The 24,212-nt window shown below is 68.3% G+C and carries 23 protein-coding genes; 11 read left to right on the top strand and 12 right to left on the bottom strand.

What is annotated here, in order from left to right:
* The first annotated feature begins 5 nt into the window (after positions 1-5).
* Complete coding sequence (locus AC5W7N_RS05405) at positions 6-1,745, top strand: glycosyltransferase family 87 protein (protein ID WP_495923361.1); 1,740 nt, start codon at positions 6-8, stop codon at positions 1,743-1,745.
* 17 nt (positions 1,746-1,762) lie between these two features.
* Here the strand turns inward: AC5W7N_RS05405 and AC5W7N_RS05400 are convergent, their stop codons facing one another.
* Complete coding sequence (locus AC5W7N_RS05400; RefSeq protein ID WP_495923360.1) at positions 1,763-3,292, bottom strand: TerD family protein; 1,530 nt, start codon at positions 3,290-3,292, stop codon at positions 1,763-1,765.
* A 21-nt stretch (positions 3,293-3,313) separates the two neighbouring features.
* Positions 3,314-4,663 (bottom strand): TerD family protein, encoded by a 1,350-nt coding sequence (locus AC5W7N_RS05395; RefSeq protein WP_195006869.1) that lies wholly within the window; start codon positions 4,661-4,663, stop codon positions 3,314-3,316.
* 200 nt (positions 4,664-4,863) lie between these two features.
* Between AC5W7N_RS05395 and AC5W7N_RS05390 the strand changes: the two genes are divergently transcribed.
* The 3 genes from AC5W7N_RS05390 to AC5W7N_RS05380 are packed head-to-tail and all read left to right on the top strand — an operon-like array spanning position 4,864 to position 6,952.
* Positions 4,864-5,487: an AIM24 family protein gene (locus AC5W7N_RS05390; protein ID WP_014353637.1), complete on the top strand. Its 624-nt coding sequence runs from the start codon at positions 4,864-4,866 to the stop codon at positions 5,485-5,487.
* 5 nt (positions 5,488-5,492) lie between these two features.
* On the top strand, positions 5,493-6,188 hold the full coding sequence (locus AC5W7N_RS05385) for an AIM24 family protein (RefSeq protein ID WP_495923359.1): 696 nt from the start codon (positions 5,493-5,495) through the stop codon (positions 6,186-6,188).
* A gap of 2 nt (positions 6,189-6,190) precedes the next feature.
* Positions 6,191-6,952, top strand: a complete 762-nt coding sequence (locus AC5W7N_RS05380; RefSeq protein WP_163813440.1) for an AIM24 family protein — start codon at positions 6,191-6,193, stop codon at positions 6,950-6,952.
* Between the two features lie 30 nt (positions 6,953-6,982).
* On the opposite strand, the gene AC5W7N_RS05375 is transcribed toward AC5W7N_RS05380, so the two are convergent.
* The gene (locus AC5W7N_RS05375) at positions 6,983-7,546 is read right to left on the bottom strand and encodes a DinB family protein (protein ID WP_163813439.1); all 564 of its coding nucleotides are present in this window, start codon (positions 7,544-7,546) and stop codon (positions 6,983-6,985) included.
* Positions 7,547-7,638: 92 nt separating this feature from the next.
* Between AC5W7N_RS05375 and AC5W7N_RS05370 the strand changes: the two genes are divergently transcribed.
* Positions 7,639-8,634, top strand: coding sequence for a helix-turn-helix transcriptional regulator (locus tag AC5W7N_RS05370; protein WP_495923358.1), 996 nt, complete (start codon positions 7,639-7,641; stop codon positions 8,632-8,634).
* Positions 8,635-8,767: 133 nt separating this feature from the next.
* Here AC5W7N_RS05370 and AC5W7N_RS05365 read toward each other — a convergent pair whose 3' ends face one another.
* Positions 8,768-9,130: a MerR family transcriptional regulator gene (locus AC5W7N_RS05365; RefSeq protein ID WP_163813437.1), complete on the bottom strand. Its 363-nt coding sequence runs from the start codon at positions 9,128-9,130 to the stop codon at positions 8,768-8,770.
* Between the two features lie 61 nt (positions 9,131-9,191).
* Between AC5W7N_RS05365 and AC5W7N_RS05360 the strand changes: the two genes are divergently transcribed.
* Positions 9,192-10,292: an alkene reductase gene (locus tag AC5W7N_RS05360; RefSeq protein WP_194990193.1), complete on the top strand. Its 1,101-nt coding sequence runs from the start codon at positions 9,192-9,194 to the stop codon at positions 10,290-10,292.
* 21 nt (positions 10,293-10,313) lie between these two features.
* Here AC5W7N_RS05360 and AC5W7N_RS05355 read toward each other — a convergent pair whose 3' ends face one another.
* From AC5W7N_RS05355 to AC5W7N_RS05335, 5 genes are all read right to left on the bottom strand, one after another.
* Positions 10,314-10,679: a hypothetical protein gene (locus tag AC5W7N_RS05355; RefSeq protein WP_495923357.1), complete on the bottom strand. Its 366-nt coding sequence runs from the start codon at positions 10,677-10,679 to the stop codon at positions 10,314-10,316.
* A gap of 95 nt (positions 10,680-10,774) precedes the next feature.
* Positions 10,775-11,560 (bottom strand): HAD family hydrolase, encoded by a 786-nt coding sequence (locus tag AC5W7N_RS05350; protein ID WP_495924038.1) that lies wholly within the window; start codon positions 11,558-11,560, stop codon positions 10,775-10,777.
* 47 nt (positions 11,561-11,607) lie between these two features.
* On the bottom strand, positions 11,608-14,241 hold the full coding sequence (locus AC5W7N_RS05345) for a phosphoribosyltransferase (protein WP_495923356.1): 2,634 nt from the start codon (positions 14,239-14,241) through the stop codon (positions 11,608-11,610).
* Positions 14,242-14,312: 71 nt separating this feature from the next.
* Positions 14,313-15,524, bottom strand: coding sequence for an HpcH/HpaI aldolase/citrate lyase family protein (locus AC5W7N_RS05340; protein ID WP_175585867.1), 1,212 nt, complete (start codon positions 15,522-15,524; stop codon positions 14,313-14,315).
* A 14-nt stretch (positions 15,525-15,538) separates the two neighbouring features.
* Positions 15,539-16,756, bottom strand: coding sequence for a hypothetical protein (locus tag AC5W7N_RS05335; RefSeq protein WP_495923355.1), 1,218 nt, complete (start codon positions 16,754-16,756; stop codon positions 15,539-15,541).
* Positions 16,757-16,968: 212 nt separating this feature from the next.
* Between AC5W7N_RS05335 and AC5W7N_RS05330 the strand changes: the two genes are divergently transcribed.
* From AC5W7N_RS05330 to AC5W7N_RS05320, 3 genes are all read left to right on the top strand, one after another.
* Entirely contained in the window at positions 16,969-17,544 is a 576-nt protein-coding gene (locus AC5W7N_RS05330; protein ID WP_014353648.1) for a TerD family protein, read from the top strand.
* Between the two features lie 333 nt (positions 17,545-17,877).
* Positions 17,878-18,972, top strand: coding sequence for a DUF475 domain-containing protein (locus AC5W7N_RS05325; RefSeq protein WP_163813433.1), 1,095 nt, complete (start codon positions 17,878-17,880; stop codon positions 18,970-18,972).
* Positions 18,973-19,055: 83 nt separating this feature from the next.
* A complete protein-coding gene (locus AC5W7N_RS05320; protein WP_163813432.1) occupies positions 19,056-19,658 on the top strand; it encodes a Tellurium resistance in 603 nt (200 codons plus the stop codon).
* Positions 19,659-19,665: 7 nt separating this feature from the next.
* Here the strand turns inward: AC5W7N_RS05320 and AC5W7N_RS05315 are convergent, their stop codons facing one another.
* Together AC5W7N_RS05315 and AC5W7N_RS05310 are read right to left on the bottom strand one after the other, a co-directional pair.
* Entirely contained in the window at positions 19,666-20,625 is a 960-nt protein-coding gene (locus AC5W7N_RS05315) for a DUF389 domain-containing protein (RefSeq protein WP_194990190.1), read from the bottom strand.
* 64 nt (positions 20,626-20,689) lie between these two features.
* Positions 20,690-21,145 (bottom strand): SRPBCC family protein, encoded by a 456-nt coding sequence (locus AC5W7N_RS05310; RefSeq protein WP_495923354.1) that lies wholly within the window; start codon positions 21,143-21,145, stop codon positions 20,690-20,692.
* Between the two features lie 81 nt (positions 21,146-21,226).
* Here AC5W7N_RS05310 and AC5W7N_RS05305 point away from each other — a divergent pair, with 81 nt between their 5' ends.
* Entirely contained in the window at positions 21,227-21,793 is a 567-nt protein-coding gene (locus tag AC5W7N_RS05305) for a KwaA family protein (RefSeq protein ID WP_194990188.1), read from the top strand.
* A complete protein-coding gene (locus tag AC5W7N_RS05300; RefSeq protein WP_495923353.1) occupies positions 21,790-22,779 on the top strand; it encodes a hypothetical protein in 990 nt (329 codons plus the stop codon). The genes AC5W7N_RS05305 and AC5W7N_RS05300 overlap by 4 nt, the downstream gene beginning before the upstream one ends.
* Before the next feature lie 17 nt (positions 22,780-22,796).
* Here the strand turns inward: AC5W7N_RS05300 and AC5W7N_RS05295 are convergent, their stop codons facing one another.
* The gene (locus AC5W7N_RS05295) at positions 22,797-24,200 is read right to left on the bottom strand and encodes a lipase family protein (protein ID WP_495923352.1); all 1,404 of its coding nucleotides are present in this window, start codon (positions 24,198-24,200) and stop codon (positions 22,797-22,799) included.
* Between the last annotated feature and the right edge of the window lie 12 nt (positions 24,201-24,212).

Below are 24,212 nucleotides of genomic sequence, written 5' to 3'. Positions count from 1 at the left end.
GTGCCGTGACCGATCAGCGACTGGTGGGCGAGCCGACCAACGGGAACGCGCACACCGGCCCGTCGGCCGAGCAGCCCGGCAGCCCGCGATACGAGTCCCCGGCTCCGCTCGCTCCCGATCTCCGGTCGGCCGACGCCCGAGACCGGCCGAGCCGCAACGACTCCCTGACGGCGCAGCTGTGCACGGTGATCGGCGGCCCGGTCGGTGATCACGCCCTGATCGGCCGCACCCGGTTCTGGACGCCGATGCGGGTGCTGTTCCTGTTCACGGTGCTGTTCCTCGCGCTCGGCTGGGGCACCAAGGCCGCGTGCATCCAGCAGACCGAAGCCGCGGGCGGCGGCCTCACCCTGGACTGGAACGACGGCCGCCAGTACACGGCCATGTGCTATTCGGACACCGTCCCGCTCTACGGCGCGGAACGGCTCAACGAGGGCGCGTTCCCGTACAAGAAGTCCTGGACCGAGGAGACGCCGGACGGCGGTACCGAAACCCGGTACATGGAGTATCCGGTGCTGTCGGGGCTCTATCAGTACGTGTCGATGCAGATCGCCAAGAGCTGGGACGCCGGTCCGCTGCCGGGCGCGCTGCAGGTGGTCGTCTACTTCAATGTCATCGCGGTCGGTCTCGCGCTGGCCTGGCTGGTCACCGTGTGGGCGACGGCGCTGCTGGCGGGCCGGCGGATCTGGGACGCCGCCCTCGTCGCCTGCTCACCGCTGGTGATCGTGCACGGTTTCACCAATTTCGATGCCCTGGCGACGGCTTTCGCCGCGACCGGCCTGCTGGCCTGGGCGCGCAAGAAACCGGTGCTGGCCGGCGTGCTGCTCGGCTTGGGCGGTGCGGCGAAACTGTATCCGCTGCTGCTGCTCGGCCCGATCCTGGTGCTGTGCCTGCGCGCCGACCCGATGCACCGCACGCCGAGCGCGCACATCAAGATCCGATTGAACGAGATCGACGGCCTGCCCGCGGCGCGGGAGTGGATCCGCGAGATCCCCCATCGGGTGCGGATTCTGGGTACTCGCCCGCTCGGTGCGGCCTGGCTCACCGCCGGCGCCGCCGCGGGCACCTGGGTGATCGTGAATCTCCCGATCGCGGTGCTGTATCCGACCGGCTGGCGGGAGTTCTTCCGGCTCAACACCACCCGGCACGCGGATCCGGATTCGATCTACAACGTCATCACCTCGTTCACCGGCTGGCCCGGCTTCGACGGTGTGCTCGAGCACAGCGAGCAGCCCGCCATCCTCAATCTGGTGTCGCTGACGCTGTTCGTCATCGCCTGCCTGCTCATCGCCTATATCGGCCTGACCGCCCCACGCAGGCCGCGCCTGGCGCAGCTGTGCTTCCTGGTGATCGCCGCCTTCCTGCTGACGAACAAGGTGTGGAGCCCGCAGTATTCGCTGTGGCTGGTGCCGCTCGCGGTGCTCGCGCTGCCGCATCGACGGATCCTGCTGGCCTGGATGACGATCGACGCGCTGGTCTGGGTGCCGCGCATGTTCTACTACCTCGGCCTGGATCGTAAAGGCCTGCCGGAGCAGTGGTTCACCGGCACCGTGCTGCTGCGCGATATCGCGGTGATCATCGTGTGCGCGCTGATCGTGCGCCAGATCTACCGGCCCGAGGAGGATCTGGTGCGCCGCGATTTCGTCGACGATCCGGTCGGCGGCCCACTCGACCACACCACCGATCCGCTGCTGCCGTGGCTACCGGAACGGTTGCGGCCACGGGAAGGCCGGGTACCCACGCGCTGACATCGCGTGGGCGGTTCTCAGCGAGCGCGCAGAATACGGGCCTGCCGTTCGGGTTCCTGCGGCAGCAGATCCAGATCGAGTTCCCAGGCGCTGCCGGTCCACGGATCGAACAGTGGGGTGCCCGGGATCGTCGGCAGGTGACGGCAGGCCTGCGATAACGTCGCGACCAGGGTGTCGTCGGAATCGGATTCATTGCTGCCGATGATCACGGTGGACAGCCCGATCAGGTCGCCGCGCATGAGCAGCGAACCGAGCCGCTGCACGTCGGTGGCCTGATAGCCGTGCGGGAAATCGGCCGCCACCAGCACCCGATGCTCGGTGGGCGGGGTGCCCGCACCGCTGTTGTAGGCCATTTCGGCGAGCTCGGCGGCGTCGGCGAGCGTCTTCAGCCGGGCCGAGATATCGGTGTGGTGGGTGACCGGCGGGCCGCCGAGCACGGGCCCGAGCAGGCCGGTGAGGCCGGTGAACGCGCTGGTGAGGTCGATGACGTCGACGACGGTGGTGCGCTGCGGGGCCGCCGCGACGAGCCGGGCCAGCAGTGCGCCGACGATCGGCGCGACCGCCGCGGAGGATTCGGCATCGATCCACAGCGGACGGTTCAGCGGGACCGGCACACAGTACGGAATACGCAGCGGCCCACGGTCGATGGTGTAGAGCTCGCCGAGCCGGATGCCGTCGGCGGGTGCGGGGGCGCGATCCCACGCCTGCGATTCCCACGACGCCAGCGCGGGCGGCAGCGCCTGATCGGCCTCGGCCAGTTCCCGCACCAGCTGCTCGCTGTCGCGGCGATGGTTCGCCTCGGCGGTGGCGTTGAGTTCGTCGTGGCGGCGCTGGGCGGCGGCGCGGGCGGCGTCGGCGGCGGGGGTGTTCCTGGTTGCCGGATCCGAGACCGCTTCGGACAGCTCCTGATCGAGCCGTTTGGCCGCGTAGTCGCGGGCCGAGATCAGGGCCGCCGCCGATCGCGCGGCATCCTCGAAGATCATCCACAGCCGTTCCAGACCGTGGCCCACCTCGAGCGGGCTGCCGCCGGATTGCGCGGGTGCGGACATCGCGTACGTGTCCGCCCGCGGGGCGGCGGCGGGCGCCATCCCGGCCGCACCGTGCGCCTGCAACAGTTCCGGCAGACCGCCCGCATAGCCTTGGCCGAGCGCGCGCACCTTCCACGCGCCTTGACGCCGGTACACCTCCAGGCAGATCAGCGCGCGCTCACCGGCGGCCGGCGCGATCGCGAATTCGACCGTGACGGAGCCATTTTCGGACAGCTCGGCAACGACCTTGCCCAGTTCCGCCGACCGGCCCGCCACGACCAGCAGGACCGCCTGCGCGTCGGCCCGGACCTCGGCGAGGGAGACGGTGACGCCGTCCTCGCCGAGGTGCACTCCCGCCGTCGTCGTCCGATCACCGGTGACGACATCGGCGGCGGCGCGCACCCGCAGATCGTCGTTCACCACCAGCGCCGAAATATCCAGTGCCGCATCGGCGTGCACGCCGAACCGCACCGTCTGGGCGGTCAGGGGAACGTTCTGCCCCGCCGTCAGTTGCCGCACGTCCACTTCCCCCGTCGTCCCTCAGCCGGCGGCGAGGAAACGGCCGAGCTGCGGTACTGCCTCCCCGGGATGTTTGGCCTGGAAACCTTCGCCGAGCGCCTGCATCTTCCAATCCCCGCCGGCCCGATAGACCTTCGCCATCGCCATCGCGGTGAACGGCATGCCGCCGGCCAGGGTGTAGCGGGCCAGTTCGGCGTTGTTGCCGCCGTCGATCAACCGGCAGAAGGCGTTCTGCACCTGCTCGAAGGTGTGACCCTTGTAGGAGGTGACGATGAAGAACAGCGTGCTGATGTGGGCGGGGATGCGAGTCAGATCCACCAGGATCATCTCGTCGTCGCCCTCGCCCTCACCGGTGAGGTTGTCGCCCTGATGGCGCACCGAGCCGTCCTTGGAGCTGAGCTGGCCGTAATAGGCGACATCGGCGGGCTGATGGTCGGCGAACATGACCACCGAGGCGTCGAGGTCGATATCGACCGTGCGGTTGCCGAACATGCCGCGGCTGCGCACCGGATCCCAGCCGAGACCCATCTTGACGAAGGTGAGCGCGGACCCGCCCTCTTTGCGCAGGGTGACCCGCTGGCCCTTCTGCAAGCTGACCGGACGGTCCTTGCTCAGGCTGATCTCGCCCTGCGGCTGCGTAGGCGGGGGCGGGACCGGGGCACCGGGCGGCGGGTAGCCGGCACCCGGGCCCGGCGGGGGCGGATAACCGCCACCCTGCGGCGGGTAGGGCGCGGTCGGCGGCGGGGGCGCCGGGTAACCGCCCTGCGGGGGCGCGGCCGGCGGCGGCTGGGTCGGGTACGCGGGCTGCGCGGGCGGCGGCGGGGCCGGGGCGGGCTGCGGCGCGGCGGCGGGCGGCGGAGGCGGCGAATCGTCGACGGTCACCCCGTGGTCGGTGACCAGCGCCGCGAAGCCACCGGCGTAACCCTGGCCGACCGCGCGCACCTTCCACGCACCCTGACGGCGGTAGAGCTCGAGCGCGATGACGATCGACTCGGTGTCGAGACCCTCGATGCGGTACTCGTAGAGCGGGGTGCCGGAGGCGTCCGACACGATCGCCGTCGGCGCCGGATAGCGGCCGAAATTGCTGGTGGCGTCGTCGAGGGTGATGACGGCGCGGATCTGGTCGATATCGGCGGGCACCGCGTTCAGCGACACCGCGAGCGAGGCCGGCTGCCCCGGCGGGCCGGGTACCAGGTTCACCCCAGGACCGCTGGGCTGATTGAAGAACACGAAGTCGGCGTCGGAGCGCACCTTGCCCTGCTCGGTGACCAGGAGCGCGGACAGATCCGCCTGCGCCGTCAGCTGAATGGAGATCACCACATCGTTGCCGGACAGCGGGCCGTTCTGACCCTTGGCGAGTGTTGCGGACAAGTTCGACCCTTCGCTTGTCGGTGCGTACGGAAGCCACTCTACGAGAAAGGTGGATACCACGGCTCGGATGCGTTCGCAGCGCTTACGCCCGGGCTGACATCTGCCGCGGGCGCCATCGTCGATTAGTGTGACGGCGACGCATATGGAGCATGGGGGGATGCCCGTGTTCCCGACTCCACACGACAGGCACAACTCCCCTTATGGCGCAACTGTTCGAACAGTCGAAGAAGGTGATCGAGGCTCATCTCGCGGGCACGAGTCTGCGCGCGATTTCCGGGTCGATGATCGCCTATGAAGGCAACGTCCAGTTCAAATCCGCCGGATTCGGTGGTGGCGATGGCGTGATCGCCGGCCTGAAGCGGCGGGCGACCGGCGAGAAGCTCTCGCTGATGGAATGCGGCGGTCACGGCCGGGTGTTCTTCGCCGTCAACGGCCAGAACGTCTCGGTGGTGAACCTGAACAACGAGACGCTGCAAGTGGAATCGCAGCAGCTGCTCGCCTTCTGCGGCAACCTGCGCACCGATGTGCGCTTCGCCGGACTGCACGGCGCTTCCGCCGGGCAGGGCCTGTTCACCACCACGGTGTCGGGCCAGGGCCAGGTGGCGTTGCTGTCGGCGGGCGGGCCGCTCATCCATCTCGAGGTGACACCGCAGTTCCCGCTGGTGGTGGATCCGGACGCGTTCGTCGCCGCGCGCGGCAACCTCAATCAGTCATTCGTCACCGATGTCTCCTGGCGCACCGTCGTCGGACAGGATGCGGGCGAGGCGTTCTCGTTGCGCTGGGATGGCCAGGGCGTGGTGTCGATCCAGCCGGCGGAACGGTAGGCACGATGTTCGAGAAGGTCAACGGCAAGGTCGTCAAGGTCGACGTCGGGATGGCGGGCGGTGTGGTGGGCCGCCAGGGCGCGATGCTGTTCTACACCGGCGACGTCTCCTTCGCCCCGCACCAGATTCCCGGCGGCCAGGGCATGGGTGGCGGCGGCATCATGCGGATGGCGGGCCGGATGATGCAGGGCGAACACGAACGCACCATGCTCGCCCAGGGCAACGGCCAGGTGCACTACGGTTTCGCGGGGCTCGAAGTGCACGTGGTGCAGATGCAGCCAGGTGCGGCGCTCCGGGTGGAAGCCTCACGGCTGCTTGCTCATACGGCCGGGTTGCAGAGCTCGGTGGTGTCGGTGATGAGTTCCGGTGGCGGTGGCGGTGGCGGCGGTCTGATGGGCGCGCTGCGCGGCGCGGCCTCCGGCGCGATGACCGGCCAGGGCATGTTCACCACCCAACTGACCGGACAGGGTGCGGCGGTGCTGCTCGCGCACGGCGGTTTCCTGGAACTGCCGGTGGGCGGGCCGAACCCGATCGTGGTCGATCCACAGGCCTTCGTGGCCGCCTACGGCAATGTGCAGACCGAACTGAAAACGGCGATGAGCTGGCGCGACGCCGTCGGCCGCGGATCCGGTGAGGCGATGCAATTGCAGTGCACCGGGCAGGGTGTCGTGTACGTGCAGGCCTCGGAAGAGAAGTTGTGATCATGAGCCAGATCCTGAACCCGATGAATCTCGGTGAGAGCGACAACATCCCGGGAAACAGCTACGCCTACTGCATCGACCTGAACAAGCCGTGGTTCATGCGCAAGGGCGCGATGATCGCCTACTACGGGCAGATCCAATTCCAGCTGCTGACCCACGGCCTCCAGGGCTCGCTGATGCACATGGTGTCGCAGCAGTTCTCGGCACCGCTGTTCACCAGCGATTATGTGGTGGCCGAAGGGCACGGCAAGCTGATCATCGGTGACCGCGGCTACGACATCAACTCCTACGATCTCGACGACGGCAACCTCACCATCCGCGCCGCCAACCTGCTCGCCTTCGAACCGGGCCTGGCGCTGAACCAATCGATCGTGCCCGGCTTCCTCACCCTCATCGGCACCGGCAAGTTCCTGGCCTCCTCCAACGGCCCGGTGATGTTCGCCGAACCGCCACTGCGGGTGGACCCGGAATCCCTTGTCGGCTGGGCCGATTGTCCCTCCCCCAGCCACCACTACGACCACCGCTGGATCTCGAGCTTCCTCGCCGCGGGCGCCGCCCGCTTCGGCGTCAACTCCGGCGAGGAACGCCAATTCGATTTCACCGGTGCGGGAACGGTGCTGATCCAGTCGAGCGAGAAGGTGATCAGCGATTCCGCGCTGGTCCGCACGATCGAGGGACAGTTGCAGAGCGGGATGACGGTGCCAGGGTTGCAGCGGATCCAGGGTGTGGTCGCGCAGCAGCTTGCGGGGCAGCAGCAGTACTGAATCAGCACCGCACACTGCCCGCCTGCGTCCTCAGGCGGAGGTCTCCGCGTCGATCGTCTCGCGCAGGATGTCGGCGTGCCCCGCGTGCTGGGCGGTTTCGGCGATGAGGTGGGTCAGTACTCGGCGGACGCTCCGGACTGCTCCCGGCTCATGCCAGGGGGCTTCGGGGAGCGGGTGGGTCGCGGACAGATCGGGGATGGTGGCGAGGGCCTCTTCGGTGCGGGCGGCGATCTGCTCGTAGTGGGCGAGGATATCGGCGAGGGTGTCGCCGGGCTGCATCTGGAATTCGTTGGTGTGGTCGATCATCCACTGCGGGAATTCGCGCGCCGTGCCTGCCGCGATATCGGCCCAGGTGACGCCGTCCGGCAGGTCGTAACCCATTGCCGTTGGGCCTTCGACGGCAAAGCGCATCCAGGTCTCCTCCATCGAGGCGACATGCTTGATCAGCCCGCCGAGGCACAGGGCGCTCACGGTGGGATGTTCGCCGGCCTTGGCATCGGTGAGTCCGTGAACGGTGCTGGTCAGCGCGGATCGCGCCTCGGCGAGGGCTTCGAGCAGTTCGGTGCGTTCGGCATCGAGGGTGGGGGCGGTCATCGCGGATCCTTCCGGTGTGGTTGCTCGGTCGGATCAACAATGACAGGGGAAGCGGACAGGATGTGTCCGCTACTTCGGGCACACTGACATTCATGCCGAAAACCTCAGCGCGACTGCTGGCCCTGCTCTCGTTGCTCCAGGTGCGCCGGGACTGGCCGGGTGCCCTGCTGGCCGAGCGACTCGAGGTCAGCGCGCGCACCGTGCGCCGCGATGTCGATCGGCTGCGTGAGCTGGGCTATCCCATCGCCACCACCAAGGGTCCGGACGGCGGATACCGGCTCGAAGCAGGCACCGAGATGCCGCCGCTGTTGTTCGACGACGAGCAGGCGATCGCGCTCGCGATCGGGCTCGGTTTGGCCACCACCTCGGGCGTCGGCATCGAGGACGCCGCGGAACGAGCGCTGAACACCGTCCGGCAGGTCATGCCCACACGGCTGCGCCACCGGATCGACACCCTGCGCATCGCCGCGGTCGAGTCGCGGCCGAACCGCACGGAGGATCGGGTCGACACCGAAGTGCTGACCGCGATCGGCGCCGCCGTCCATGCCCGTGAGGTGCTGCGTTTCGACTACGCTTCCGTCACCGCGACGGAGGCGGGCGAGGCTGCCCGGCCGCGCAAGGTCGAGCCCCATCACCTCGTCACCCGCGCAGGCCGCTGGTACCTCATCGCCTGGGACCTGGACCGCGCCGACTGGCGCACCTTCCGGGTCGATCGAATCACCCCGCGCACCCCGACCGGGCCCCGCTTCGCACCGCGTGAACTGCCCGAAGGGTCGGTATCGGCTTTCGTGGCCCACCGATTTCGCGGCTCCGCCTCTGGCGCGTGGCCCTGCCGGGGCGAGGTGATCCTCGACCTGCCCGCCGCCCGCGTATCGCGGCACAACTACCAGGACTGGATCGTCGAGGAACTCGGCCCGGACCGATGCAAGGTCACCCTCGGATCCTGGTCGTGGACGGGACTTGCGGCCGTCCTCGGCAATTTCGACGCCGATATCGAGGTGGTCGGACCGCCCGAACTGGCCGAGGCATGCGCCCGGCTGGCCCGCCGATACGCCGCGGCCGGGGCCACGACCGGCCCTATCGAATAGAAGATGCGGTGACCTGGAATCACGGCGGACAGCGGACCGGTTCCGGCTCAGCGTTGTCCCCGTGCGCGGCTCAGTGTTGTCCGTGCGCGGCTCAGCGTTGTCCGTGCGCGGCTCAATGTTGTCCGTGCGCGGCTCAGCGTTGTCCGTGCGCGGCTTGGATCACTCCGTCCAGCACCTCCCGCGTGCGGTGCAGATCCCGGATGCAGGCGTCGATGCGATCGCGTTCGGCGGCAAGGGTTTCCGCGAGGAACGGCGTCGCGGTGGCGTTGGGGCTGCCGTCGGCGTCGTGGATGCAGGGCAGCAGTTCGGCCATGGTGCGGCTGTGCAGGCCGGCGGCGAACATTTCCTGGATGCGGATGACCCGGTCCACCGCGGACTCGGGGTAGTCGCGTTGGCCGCCGCCGGTGCGGGTCGAGGCGAGCAGGCCCTGAGTCTCGTAGTAGCGCAGCGACCGGACACTGACTCCGGTCCGTTCGGCCAGTTCACCGATGCGCATGACCACACCTCCGAGGTTCGGGCTTGCCCCTGACATTGATGTCAGGTTCTACGGTACGCCCATGCTGCTTCTCACCGAATTCCGCGACCAGAACCTGCACCTGCCGAACCGCGTGGTGATGTCGCCGATGACGCGCCTGCGTTCACTGCCCGACGGATCCCCGACCACCGATGTCGCCGACTACTACGCCCAACGCGCCGACGCCGGACTGATCATCACCGAGGGCATCTGGCCGCATTCCAGCGGTCAGAGCGAGGCGTGGGTGCCCGGACTGCAAACCGCGGCGCACGTGGCCGCCTGGCGGAAGGTCACCGATGCCGTGCACGAGGCGGGCGGGCGGATCTTCGCCCAGCTCATGCACGGTGGCCGCAAGGGCCATCCGCTGGGACGCATCGACGGCACCCTTCCGGCAGGCCCTTCGGCTGTCGCCGATGTCGATCACGTGCATCTGCTCGACGGCAGCACAGCAGATCCTGTCGTGCCCGCGGTGATGACCCGAGCCGATATCGCCGCCGCTGTCGAGCATTACGCCGCCGCGGCCGCCAACGCGATCGAGGCCGGGTTCGACGGCGTCGAAATCCACGCCGCCAACAGCTACCTCGTGCACCAATTCCTGGCCGATAACACCAACCTGCGCGATGACGAATACGGCGGCTCCATCCCCAACCGCATGCGTTTCGCCCTCGAGGTCACCGACGCCGTGATCGCCGCCGTCGGTGCCCACCGCACCGCGATCAGGCTGTCTCCGGGCAATCCGCAGTTCGGCATGCTCGAAGCCGATCCCGGGCCGCTGTATCGGCCCCTGGTCACCGAGTTGGACCGCCGCGGCCTTGCCTACCTGCACCTCATCGACAACGACGACTACCCGGCGCTGGCCGACCTGCGCCCGCTGTGGCACGGGACTTTCATCGCCAATGTCGGCGAAAACCGTGCGCAGACCACCGCGTCAGCAGCCGAGAGCGCGCTCACCGAATCCGACGCCGACCTGGTCTCCTTCGGCCGCGCCTTCATCTCCAACCCGGATCTGGTGGACAGAATCGCCCGCGATCTGCCACTGAGCCCGATCCGTGAATCCCACCTCTACGGCCGCACGGCCGAGGGGTACTCGGACTATCCGACCTGGGACGAGACCGCAGGCAATCGCCGAGAGACCGCGGCTTAGGTGAGGGTGTCCGGCCGGCTGTCAGCGCCGTCCCGGATCGTATTCCCATGCATTGTCGGGCAGACCGGGGCGCGTCGGCACCTGGGTGATCCGCGCACCGGTCACGATCCCGATCTGGCCCAGCGTGGTGGGCATCATGCAGTCCCGGCTCAGCTGCCCGGGGGTGCCGGCGAACCCGGTGACCGACTTGTAGTACGGCCCGAACGGCTGGCCGTATGTCAGGTTCAGACCGAAACAATCCACCTCGAGGATGTAGGTGCCGTCACCCCCGCACTGCGCCGACGCGCCGGTCGCCCACTGATTCACCACACAGTCCCGCGGCTCCGCGGCCGCCGAACCGGCCGCGAGCGTGCTCATCATCGCAGCGCCCGCGACGATCACAGACATACCGACAACATTCCGGGCCATACCCATATCCAGGTTCTCCGTATCGCTGTCCGACGAATAAGCAGTCCCGGCCAACCTATCGCGAAAGGTCTCGGCTAAGCCGCCGCGGGCGCCGCGTCGATGAACCAGTCCAGGATCTCCTCGCCGGCCATGATCCCGGTGGATTCGGTGACGGTGAGGTTGGGGTGGGTCCAGTTGAGCAGTTCCAGTTCGCCGTGCCGGGGGCGGATGGCGGAGTCGGCGGCGCGCAGCATTTCGGCGTCGAGGGCTCCGTCGCCCGCCGCGAGGGTGAGGGCGGTATCGGTGAGTTCGCCCGATTCGATGAGGCGGCGGCGCACCTCGGCGACGGCGCGGCTCTTGCAGACCGCCAGTGGCATGGTGTAGATCTTGCGGCCCTGCTGGGAGGCCGACCAGCCGCGGGGGCGGCACCAGGCATCCCATTCGGCGAGGAAGCCGTCGGGCACGGCCTTCGGTTTCACGACGAGATAGCAGAACAGGTGATCGGCCACGCGGAATTTCGACACCCAGCTGTCGTCGATCCGGGCGCGTAGTTCGGCGCTGATCGCGGAAAGGGTGGCGCCGCCGGCGCGGACTTCGGCATCGATATCGATGCGCCAGCGCATATCAGGGACGCCGTCGACGAGGATATTGCCGCCATTGCTGGCGATCGCGTAACGCCATGGGGCGCCGGGCAATTGGATGCGACCGAATTGCTTGATGGTGCGAGTGGTGGTGGGGACGACGGCGGCGGGCCGGGTGAGGGTGCGCATCCGAGTGGCCGCGATGGTCGTCATGTACGACAGCGGCGCGCCCTCGAGATGTTCGACGCAGACCGTCGCGAGCTCATCGTCGGTGCTGAACGCGTTGCGGGAGTAGATCATGGTGCGGTCCAGGTCGGTGGCGACCAGCACCTGTCTTCGAGGCGGAATCACTGCTGCACATCCTTGATCAGTCCCATACACGAATAGGCCAGGTCGTCGACGACCTCGACCGGTACACCGCGGGCCGCGGCGAGCAGGCGGATATGGGCGTGCTCGGGAGCGTCGGGCTCCCGTACCAGCACGCGCCACGGCATCCGGCGCAACAACACCCGGGTGGTCTCCCCGACCCCGGGTTTCACGAAATTCACGCTCGACACCCCGTATTCGGCCCGTACCTGCTCCACCGAGGCCCAACCGGCCCAGGTAGGGGTGCGGTCGCCGGCCCGGATGCCCGCCACGGACGCGGGCACCCGCTCGCGGACGGCATCGAAGGCCGCGGTGACGGTGTCGACGAGGCGTCCCGAGACGTCGTCGGCGGCGAGTTCGCGATAGAACTTGGCGCCGTGGAAATCGCCGGGTCCGATCAGATCGTCGTTGAGCACGGTGCGTGAGACCAGCCCGGAGACTGTCGAATTCAGGCAGGCCGAGGCGATGAGGAAGTCGTCGCGGGTGCCGTAGGTGCGGACGCAGTGGCCGGGATCGGCGAGGACGGCCAGGTCGTCGTCGAACCGCGCGCCGCCCGCCGCGTGATAGGCGTCCAGGGCCTCCGACAACTCCCGGGTGATGGCGCCCTTGCCGGTCCAGCCGTCGACGAAGACGATCGAGGCCGGATCATGATGGGCGGCCAGGTAATCCAACGCCACCGCATCGATTCCGCGATCACGCACGATCGACACCGCGTAATGCGGAATGTCCAGGCTCGGCATCTCGTGGCCGCGCCCGTCGCGCAGCCAGCGCCGCATGAGCACACCCACCGGCGTGCCCGCCCGCGCGAGCGAGACCAGCACGATATCGGTGCCGCGTTCGGCGACGACCAGCTCCGCCACGGTCCCGACGGCGAGCGCCAGCCGCTCCGCGCTGTCGGCGAGCACCTGCTCGAACAGCTCGCGGTACTGCGCATCCGGCTGGTACTCGATCGGCAGCGACTCCGCGTAATGCGCGATGCCCGCCTGAATGCGCTGTTCGCGTTCGGCGACATCGGCCTCCAGATCGACATCGGAGAGGTCTTTCAGCAGCCAGGCGACGTCGTCGGGGGCGTAGGAACCGAAGGCAGGCCCGTGCAGCGGCCCGGTGGCGATGGTCGTCCCGGAACCGGATGCCCGAGCTCCAGCGGTGGTGACTGCTACGGATGGCATCGCACCTGTTCCCTTCGAGACAACGGCGGTCGACGGACCTCCGTGCCCATTCTCCTCGCCCACGAGACCGGCGGCATCGGCGCTGGCATCGGACCGGCCCGCGTGCAGCAGGCGCGGATCGGCACCGGGCAGCACCGCTACCAGCACATCCGCACCGGACGCGGTGAGCACATCGACCAGCCCGCCCGCGCCGACCAGCTCCTCGGTATCGGCGGGCGCATCGACGACGGTCACCAGCACCGGTTCACCGCGCACCGCATCGGCCTCGGTGACATCTCCGGTCCAGGCGTCGAGTTCGGCGATGAAATCCTCGGCCCAGTGCGCGTTGTAGAGGTAGCGCGGTTGATCTTGGCCGGATTCCGGTGCGGTGAAACGGAATCCACGCCGCAACGGATAGCCGGGCTCGTCCAGCACGTAGGCCGGGGACCGGGTGGTGGTCTGATACCGCGTCGCGATGCCCGAGTCGGCCAGCGCGACCGCCAGCCGCAGCGGCAGATACATCAGCTCCTCGTGCCCGAGCACGATCACCGGGCGATCGGCGAACTCCGTGGTCAGCCGGGCCCGCAGGGCAGTGGCAGCTGTGCCGAGCGCGGATTCGAAGGCCGCGGTATCGGAGTGCAGGATGCCGTGCCGACCGCCCTCCGGAACGTGGGCGGGCCAGGGCAATTCACATCGCTGGAACGAACCCCGCTGCGGAGCCACCGGATTGAGACGTGGTTCCGGCAGGCTCGCGACGGCCTCGATGAGACCTTCGGGCAGCATGGTCCGCCCGGCGGCCAGGCACACCGTGTCGATACGAGCGCCGAGTTCGCGTGCCGCCGCCTCGAATCGGGCGCGATCGGATTCGGTGCGCATATCCACCAGCGAGGCCAGCACATAATGCGATCGCGGCGCGAAGGCGTGCAGTGCGCGTACCGCATCCATCGCGGTGTCACCGGTGGAGATCTCGTCGTCCACCAGCACCAACGGCAGATCGTTGACGAAGATGCCCGCGGGCGCGGGTTGCAGCAGATGGGAGGTGGCATGGGAATGCCCCTCCTCGAATCCGGTGAGCGTCTGCGCCAGCGGGACCTCGCGCCGGGTGGAATGCAGGTAGCAGGTGGCGCCGATGCGGGCGGCCACACAGTGGCCGAGGCCGGTCGCGGTCTCGGCGAACCCGAGCACCACCGCGTCCCGCTCGCCCAGCGCGCCGCGCACCAGATCACCGAGCCGGTCGCCCGCATCGAGCACCACCCGTGGATCGGTGGGCAGATGTTTGCCGAGCACGGTCGACACCAGCAGATGCGCGCGCTTCGAGTTGCCCCGCCGTAACCCCGGCCGGATCAGCGAATCGATCGGCAACTCGGCAGGCAGCACACCGAGTTCGGACCCATGGCGGTAGGAGTTCTCATGCTGCAACTCGATACCGAGGTGACGACTCGTCCACGCCGTACCCGCTTCGGACAACTCGCCGTCCGGCCGCGTGATCGGAGACCCAACTCCGACCGATTCGCGCTGCGACTGCGTCGCTACCTCGTTCATACCGTGACCAACGCCGTCAGCAGATCCACGAACGACACTCCTTTGTTGGCCACCCCGAACACCCTGGCGCGCAGCAAGGTCTGCCGCGCCCAGCTGCGATGCGGACGCATCTCGTTCATCTTGTTCCGGTACTCCGAGGCCGCCACCCCGCCCACATCGGCTTGCAGGATGTCGAGCGCGTCCGAGTACTCCTCATGGGTGACCACCGACAGCGCGTGTACCGCGGCCACATGCGAGGGATGGATCACCGTCTTGCCCTGAATGCCATTGGCGCGGTCGAGCGTGATCTCGCGCAGCAGGCCGTCGAGATCCCGGCTGACCAGGTAGCGCCGGAACGGCACCGCATCCGATTCCTCGAACGGCGCGGTGCGCAGCAGCGGCCGGAACATCCGCTCGTGATCGGCGAAGTACTCCCACACCGGGCCGGTGATGACGAAGCCGGTGCCGTCGGCACGGCCCAGATAGTTGACGATATCGGCGATCACATCGGCGACCACCCGCACGTCGTAGATGGTCAGATCGCGGTCGCGGCGGATACCGAAGGTCGAGCACATATCGGTCGCACCGACGCGCACGGCCAGCACATTGTCGCGGTGTTCGGCCAGCAGCGCGGCGATCTCGGTGAGTTCGGCGTCGCGCGTCTGCCGATGCACCAGCGCCGCCGACTCCAGCACCGGCATGCCGTAGAGCGGACGGCCCAGCAGGGCACGCGCATGCTCCAACGCGGCAAGATATTTCGACCCGGAGGCCGAGTCGAACTTGGGGAAGACGAAGCCGGTGAGCACCTCGGCGCCCGGCCCGAGCTGCTCGGCCAGTTCGATGATGGTGTCGGCGTCGCGCACCCGGACGAACAGCATCGGATTCGGATCCACGCCGGCCGCGAGCTCGTCGAGGGTGCGCACCGCCTGCGCCTTGGCCGATTCCACCTCGTGATCGGCCACGGCGTCCTCGAGGTCGATGACCATCGAGCACACCCCGCGCGCGGCCCGCTTGCAGATCGTCGCAGTGAGATCGGCCCTGGTCGCGGGCGCGTACAGGGTCGCGCCGAGCGCGACGGCGAGCAGTTCGCGGTCGGTCTGACCGCCGATGGGCTCGGGTTGGCGGTGGAAAAGCGTTCTCGCGTCGGGACCGTTCAGCTGCCGGAAATGGCGCAGCAGCACGCGCTTGCGCAGGGAAACTTCCTGCTTGACGGCGATGCCTGCGGTCATCGTCTCCCCACCCCTCACTCTCGTCGTGGTCCTGACTGTTTTCTCATGCGATCCACTACGCCTGCTATGAAATCCGCGACGGCATCGAGCTCCGTCACATACGCCCAATAATCGGGATGACGCCCGGACAGCGCACCGGTGATCCGGTCGATCCGTTCGGCCTGCGCGTCCAGTACCGATCCCCACTCGGCGGCGAGCCCGCGGCCCACCGCGAGCATCTGCGCGTCCCGCAGCCGGAATCGTACGGCCTTGGCCTTGTCTTGCGGATTCTCGCGCACCTCACGCAGCAGCGTCAGCCGTTTGGTGACGGCGTCGACCTGCTGTTCGGCCTCGGCGAGATTGCCGCGCGCGGTCGTGGTCAGTTCAAGTGCTAACTCCGGGTCGTTCTCGGCCGCGGCCGCGCGGGCCCGGCTCAGGGCGTCATCCGCGGCGGCTATGGCCCGCTGGCTTTCTCGCTCATTGTCAGACAGATCCGCCGAACTCGCAGCATTGAACTCCCGCAGTAGCGCGGAGTACGCCGCGCCCACCCCTTCGGCCCTGGTCCGCGCCGCGGCCAGCCGGGTGCGCACCGAGACGATCGCGGTCGATGCCGCGGCGGCGCGAGATGGGGCCTGCGCCAAAGCATCTGCCAGTTCTTTGCTCGCGGCGTCGAGCCGGTTGGCGGCCTCGCGCACCGCACCGACGCCGGCGCCCGCGCGGGCCGAACGCAATGTGATCAGTGCCTCATCGACCGCGGCACCGGCCCGGCGCACCGACCCGTAGTGCGCGTAAGGGGACTCGGCGGCCTGCCCGCGCACCGCGGCGGCAGCCGTGGTCACCTGATCGGCCAGGCGCGGCACCATCGCCACCACCGCGACGGCCTCTTCCAGCTGCGCCTGATTGCCGCGGTAGTACTCGTCCACCCCGCGCGCGGCCTCGGTCAGCCTGCGCACCGTCTCCTCGGTTCTGACCTGCCCCTGCGGCACCGGCGCGCCGCTCGCCTCGGCCTGATCGAGCTGCTCGGTGAGCTTCAGGTAGGCATCGGCGGCGGCGTAGCAGCGGGCTCGCACCGGCTCCCACCGCCGGTCCAGGCCGCGTTCGGGGAAGATCTGCTCGGCGGCCGCGGTGGCCGATTCGGCGACGCTCTGGCGCCGGTCCATGTCGAGGAACGCCGACGCGAGCGAGTGCCGAGCCTGCTCGATCCACTCGGTATTCCCGGATGACCGGAACCATCCACGCCTGCGGCCTGCCACGACCCGATGGTAGGAGATCTCGCCGGGGCGGGGTCGGGACAACGGCCGAGGCCGGGCACCGTCCGCATCGAGGCCGCGCACCGGTGCGAGCGAATGCGGGCTACCCGCATCGGTTTATACGCAAGATCGCCGAAACCTACTACTGTCGTATCTCGTACCCGGCGATTCGGACATGCTGGGAATCACAGACGACTATCGAAAGGGAATCCCGCATGGGTGTCAGTTTGTCCAAGGGCGGCAACGTCTCGCTGACCAAGGCGGCGCCTAACCTGACCGCTGTCGCGGTCGGCCTCGGCTGGGACGTTCGTACCACCACCGGCACGGACTTCGACCTCGACGCCAGCGCGATCGCGACCGGAGCCGACAAGAAGGTGGTCTCCGACCAGCACTTCGTCTTCTTCAACAACCTGCGCTCGCCCGAGGGCACCATCGAGCACATCGGCGACAACACCACCGGTGAGGGCGAGGGCGACGACGAGGTCATCAACGTCGATCTGGCCAACACCCCGCCCACCATCGAGTCGATCTTCTTCCCGGTCTCGATCTACGACGCCGACACCCGTCAGCAGTCGTTCGGCCAGGTGCGCAACGCCTACATCCGGGTCGTCGACCGCTCCAACAACGAGGAGCTGGCCCGCTACGACCTGTCCGAGGACGCCTCCACCGAGACCGCCATGGTGTTCGGTGAGCTGTACCGCAACGGCGCCGAGTGGAAGTTCCGCGCCATCGGTCAGGGCTACGCCTCCGGCCTGGCCGGTATCGCCCGCGACTACGGCGTGAACGTCTGATCGAGCTCACCCTCGGCCGGGGAGGGGGCCCGGCGCCGGGCCCCCTCCCACCTGCCTCGCCACCCATGGGAAACTGATCCCACCGGGGGTTCAACGAACATCCACGCGGTCACTCACTCGCTGGGGTCCGACTGGACATCTCATGGTCGGGCGACCAGGCTTGATGATGACGGTCGCTCTCGACGTCGGCCCGAAATGTCGGGTTCACCGTCGACCGGTACGGTCGTGTCGAGCGCCGCTCGCACCGGGTCGGCGATCGCACACAGCAGCTTCAGACGTCCCACCATGCCCGGATGACGACCGACTCCGGCGCCGCACACGAAAGGTCCCCGCGTGGTCCTGCGCATATTCGGCCTATCCTTCCTGGTCACCGTCGCATCACTGGTAGTGGCACTGCTCTACGGTGGCCCCACCGCCCTGGTGCTCTGCGCGATCCTCGGTGTCCTCGAGGTGTCCCTGTCGTTCGACAACGCCGTCATCAACGCGACCATCCTGCAGCGGATGAGCGAGTTCTGGCAGCGCATGTTCCTGACCATCGGCATCCTGATCGCCGTCTTCGGCATGCGCCTGGTGTTCCCGCTGGCGATCGTGTGGGTCACCGCAGGGCTGAACCCGGTCGAGGCCTTCGACCTGGCGCTCAACCCGCCCCCGGGTGACGCCGCCTACTTCCCCAACGGCGATCCCAGCTACGAGACGTTGCTCACCGACGCCCATCCGCAGATCGCGGCGTTCGGCGGCATGTTCCTTGCGCTGCTGTTCCTGAACTTCATCTTCGCCGAGCGTGAGATCACCTGGCTGTCGTGGCTGGAGCGGCCGCTGGCCAGGGCGGGCAAGCTGGACATGCTGTCGGTGGTCGTCGCGGGTATCGGCCTCATCCTGTGCGCGGAGTTCCTCGCCGAGGAAGAGGTCCGTTCGACGGTGCTGCTGGCCGGCCTGCTCGGCATGATCACCTACATCGCGGTCGACGGCCTCGGCTCGATGTTCCACGCCGAGGAGCACGCGGGCCCGTCGGAGGCCGCCAAGGCCACGGGTAAGGCCGGTTTCTTCCTGTTCCTGTACCTCGAGGTGCTCGATGCCTCCTTCTCCTTCGACGGCGTCATCGGCGCGTTCGCCATCACCGCCGACCCGATCATCATCGCCCTCGGCCTCGGCCTGATCGGCGCCATGTTCGTCCGGTCGATCACGGTGTACCTGGTGCGCAAGGGCACCCTGTCGGAGTTCGTCTACCTCGAGCACGGTGCGCACTGGGCGATCGGTGCGCTGGCCGCGATCCTGCTGATCTCGATCGGCGTGCACGTCAACGAACTCGTCACCGGCTTCATCGGTATCGCGTTCATCGGCGCGGCGTTCATCAGCAGCATCATGCGCAACCGGCGCGAGGGTGAGCCGGAAGCGGCCGCCGAAAAGGAGCCCACCCCGGTAGGCTGACCGGCGGACGCAACCGAAGACTCGAACGGCAGCGGCCTGGCTTGGCCGCTGCCGTTCTCATCTCCTGAGGGGGGATCGCGGCGATGGCGATCGACGATCAGCGGGCCGGCGGCGGGAAAGTCACCCTGTCCAAGGCCACGCCGAGCATCAATCTCACCAGGCCGGGCGAGCTGCAAGGCATCATGCGGGTCGAGCTGACCTGGGCCGCGCGCGCCAAGAGCCTGTTCCGCAGATCCACTCCGATCGAACTCGAGCTCGGCTGCCTCTACGAACTCGCCGACGGCCGCACCGGTGTGCTGCGCACCGCCACCGATGCAGGCGCACTGGAATTCGAGCCGCACATCCTGCTCGACCGCGACGGCGCCCGTCCCGGCAGCGCGGGCTTCAATATGGATCTGGCCCGACCCGAAGCGTTTCGGCAGGTCTTGATCTTCGCGCTGTGCGCGCAGGCACCGAACTGGGCCGCCGCCAAGGGCACGCTCACCCTCGCGCCGACCATCGGCGCGAACGTCGAACTGGCACTGGACGAGCCGGTCGCCGACACCCGGTCCTGCGCCATCGCGCTGTTGCAGAACCAGGGCGCGGGCATCACCGTCTACCGCGAGGCCAGGTACCTGACAGGTGCGCTGGACGAGCTGGTGCGGGCCTACCGGTGGGGCATGGACATGGATTCCGCGCGCGCCTGAACGGCGCTCAGAGCATGCGCCGCGGGTACAGCCGCGCCTTCGGCCTGCGCACCGCGACTCGCGACCACACCGCATCCTGCACGGCCAATGTCGCCCAACCGGCCAACGCCATCCCGGACAGGTTCAGCGCCAATTGCAGTGTGCTGCCCCATACCTCGTCCCAGTGCGCGAACACCGCCGCCAGCGCGATATTGCCGGCCGCGGGCACGGTCGTCACCGAGATGAACACGCCGACGAGGCCGCCCGATTTCGCCGACGTCAGCGACAGCACGCCCGCCGCGGCGGCGATCACGGCCACGATGAACGACCACTTGTCCGGGGTGTAGATGAAGGCGGTCTCCGGCCCTGTTCCCACATCCTCCGCGGTGATCCAGCCGAGCCCGCGTGCGATGAGTACCAGCAGGAACGTCAACACGATGGCGGTGAGGAACCCCAGGATCAGGGTGCGCACCGCCAGCCCGAACAGCACGAATCGCCGTCGCACCAGCGCCACCCCGAGCGCCGCGATCGCACCGAACTCCGGACCGAGCACCATCGCGCCGATCACCAGGATCTGCGAGTCGACCACGATGGCGATGGACGCCAGCGTGGTCGCCAGCGTCATGAAACTCAGGTAGGTCCAGTTGAGTTCGGTCTCCTCGTAGGAACGCTGAGCCACATCGGCCCAGACCACCGCGTCCGCGCTACTGCCGGGGGTGCGCACCTCGGCCTCGAAACCGGCCAGCGACAACCAGGTTCGCACCGGCTCGAGTTCGATACTCCCGCATTTGTGCACGCCGGTCGCGCGCAGCCGTTCCACCAGGTCATTGGCCGCTTCCCTGGCGATGTGCGCGATCACCAGGTCACCGGCCGGGCGCAGCGCGGCCCCGCGCATCACCGCCAGCCCGCTGACCGCGTCGTCGCTCTCGAGGATCTCGATCACGGCGTCGGTCTTGTCGGCAGGCGCCATTACTCGCACGTGCAGCATGCGCTCAGTCTGGCGTATGCACCGGCGGCGGGCCGAGCGAAACCCGGATAGCGCCTCGTACCGGCTAGCTCTGCTGCTCCGCGAGCTCGGCCAGCCGGTCGATGGAAGCGGCCAGCTTGTCGGCGGTGGTGGCGCGGGCACGTGGCAGCCGCATCTCGTCGGTCAGGCGCGTCCAGTCGTAGGTGTGGCGCACCAGCGAACGCCGCTCGTCCAGCGGCTCGACTTCCCAGCGCCACAGATGGCCGGGCGGTTCACGATCGGGCTCGGAAGGCTGCCAGGCGATCAACCTGCCCTCCTCGAACTCGACCACATGGTTGTGCCGGGTGGAGCCCTTGGTGATCACCATCGTGAAGACATCTCCCACCGCGCGCACCCGCTGGCCTGCGGGTGCCTCGGACAGGTTGTCGTTGCCGTCCCAGCGCGGCTGCTGCGCCGGATCGGCGATCAACTCGAACACCACCGCCGCCGGCGCCGCGACCTCACGTTCGGCACTGACCACTGTTTCCATCTCTGAGCTCATGCCCTGATCGAAGCACAGCCCGCGCGGCTGGGCTCCTCAGCAGCGACGATCTTTGTCGGTACCCGGTAATACAGTGGCGCTATGGCAGCAGCGGTCCACCCTGCGCCGGGCCCCTCACCTCGGCGCGCAGCCGACGATCTGATGCAGATCGTGGCGCGTACACCGCTGTTCTTCTCCAGCTATACGCCGCTGTTCGCGATTCTCGCGGCCCGTTTCGCCGCCACCCCCTGGCTGGCGTTCGGCGCGCTCGCGCTCATGGGGTTCGGCGCGGCCTGCACGATCTGGGCGCTGTCTCTGCTCGGCTCGTCGGCGCGCTCGTCGCTCACGGTGGCGCGGGTGCACGAGAGCGGCAGCGAATCCGGCGGGTATCTGGTCTCCTACGTGCTGCCATTCCTCACCGTCGAAACGCCGCGCGGGCTCGACGTCCTCGCCTACGGCCTGTTCCTGCTGGTGTTGCTGATCGTCTACGTGCGCACCGACCTCATCCAGGTCAACCCGATGATCTATCTGCTGCTGCACCGAATCGTGAAGGTGCAGACCGAGTCCGGGGACGTGGCCTACGTCGTCGTGCGATCGGTGCCGCGCCCCGGCGATACCGTCACGGTGGCCCAGCACGCGGGAATCCGAGTGCTGACGGAGCGGCGATGAGCATGCGCAGCGGCCGGGACTGGGCAGGCATCGATATCGGCGGCGAACCGATCGACCTGCTACTCGGCTGGCGAGACGGGCGTAAGCGCTTGCAGGCGTTGCGGATCGAGTTCGCCGCTGCCCTCGGTGCGGAGCTGCGCGCGATCGCCGCGGCCACACTGGACCAGCTCGCGGCGATGGCGCCGATCGAATACGACACCATCGCCGCGCTCGTCGACGGTGAGGAGTTCTTCTCCTTCGCCCTCGACGGGCTCGACCGAGCCCGTCCCGAGGACACCGCGGGCGAGCCCGACGCCCAGATCGCCGGATTGCTACAGCTCATCGCCCGTTCGGCGACGCTGGATACCGTGCTGCCCCGGCAGATGCGCGACGGCACCTTCCTGTTCTACGTGCTGATCTGCGAATCCGCCGGGCCGGATCGGCAGCGCACCGCCTTCGTGCGGTTGCAGCACGGACTGCGGGTGGCCTCGGCGCACCGCATTCTCGCCACCTTCGGTGAACGCCTGAATCGCGTCGGCGACCCGGTCTTCGCCTTCGCCGAAGAATTCGATCTCGTCATCGCCGCCGACGAGATCGCCATCCTCAAACCCGACACCTTCCTGCGGCTGTTCACCGACCTCGAACTGCTCACCAAGGCCACCCCGGATTTCGTCGACCACATCAGCGAGGCGCTCGGCCTGGAGCTGGCCGCGCCGGTCAAAGACACCATCATCGCCGTCTGCGCCAAACGGCCCAGCTACGCCAAGCTGCTGAAACGGCTCAGCGGCGTCGACTACCTGCCGAAGATCACGCTGTCGTCGTTGCAGGCCGAGCTCGACCGCTATCCCGAACTCCCCGAAGGCATACACATCGACGACTCCGGAATCGTCTTGAGCGATCAGGGGGTACCGACATTTCTGGAGATCCTGGATCAGCGGATCTGGCGCGGACCCTTCGACGATTCGTCGCGAGTGGCTACGGCGTATCGGCGGTTGCGGCCGCGGTGAGGCGCCGGTTGCGAGCGTCAGCGGTGCCCGAGGATGGCGGCGAGCATCCCGCCGACGAAGTCGGCACCGAAGGCGTTCATGGCGGCCGGTGTGGTCGGCGTCGTGCCGGTCTGGACATCGCAACCGGCGAGCGGCCGGCCGGCTGCCCGATCCTTCAGCCACGCGAAGGCGGCCGGGGCGCCGAGCCCCCACTCGAAGGCATGCGGTGACACCGCCGATGGGACGACATCGCGCCGATAGGTCACCGCGGTGCCTGCCGCACAATACTTGTCGACCAGCTGATCGGAGGACGCGATCGTGCTCAGCTCATCGTCCACCGCGTTGTACAGGTAGACCGGTGCGGCAGGAGCCGTCGCGCCGAGGGTGCGTTCGGCGATCAGCTGTTGCGTCAGCGGCGCGTTCAGCACCTGCTCCAGCGGTACCGTCAGCAGCGTGCCGAAATCCCGGAACGGGAAGCTCACCAGGTTCTGCGGTGTGCAGCTCGCGGCCGCTCCGGCCAGCAGTCGCTTACCCTCGGCGGTGAGCACCCGATCCATCATCGCGGCGAACTCCGGCGAATCCTGTTGCAGCGCGGCGATCCCCACCGGCGGCAGACCGGCGACCGGGGTGCCGTTGCCGTTCCTGAGGCCCGCCATCAGATCCACCACCGGCGCACCGATGGCCATGCCCGCCACGTTCAGTTCCGGGGCGTAGTCCGGTTGCACCTGCGCGGCCCAGGCGGTGGCGATACCGCCGCCGGAATATCCCCAGAACATCGCGGGCGCGGCCGCCGCGAGCCCGAGCTCGGCGAAGTTCTGCGCCGCCCGCACACCGTCGATCGCCACATAACCCGGTTCCTTCGGTGTCAGGAAATGGTTGTCCACCCCACCCAGGTCCGGGACCGATACGGCCCAACCCTGGTTCAACCCCGCCGCGATCATCGGCACTTCACTTGCCGTGGTGGACAACGTGATCGGACCGCCCGCACCGGCGAAATCGAACCACGGCGCGCCGGTCTGCAAGACCTGCGAGGGCATGCAGTTGGGTGCGATGGCGTCGATCATGCTGTCGTAGGACAGGATCGCGCTCGGCGCCCTGCCGTGATCGCCCATCAACACCGTGGTCACCGCGGCATACGGATCGCCATGGGAGTCGGTGGTCCGATAGAGCAGCTGCCAGGCCCGCACCCGCATGGGAATCAGCTGGAGCGAGACCGGGGTGATCGGCCTGGTCCGCAAGATCGTGCCCGGCGCCGCCGATTCGTAGCCGGCCGGCGGCAGGTAGAAGGCGTCAACGGTGTTCGGTATCGCCGCCGTCGGTGCTGCGACGGCGATCAGAGCCGCGCAGGTCGTGAGGACGCTGACGGCGAGTGCGGTGATCCTGGCCCGCAAACCCCGTCCGCGGCCGAGTGATTCCGACTGCCCGATCCCCGCTGTCCGCATGGGCACACTGTA

The sequence above is a fragment of the Nocardia sp. CDC519 genome, assembly GCF_059509835.1.
The sequence above is the reverse complement of the archived record's forward strand: the minus strand, read 5'-3'. Positions and strand labels throughout refer to the sequence as shown.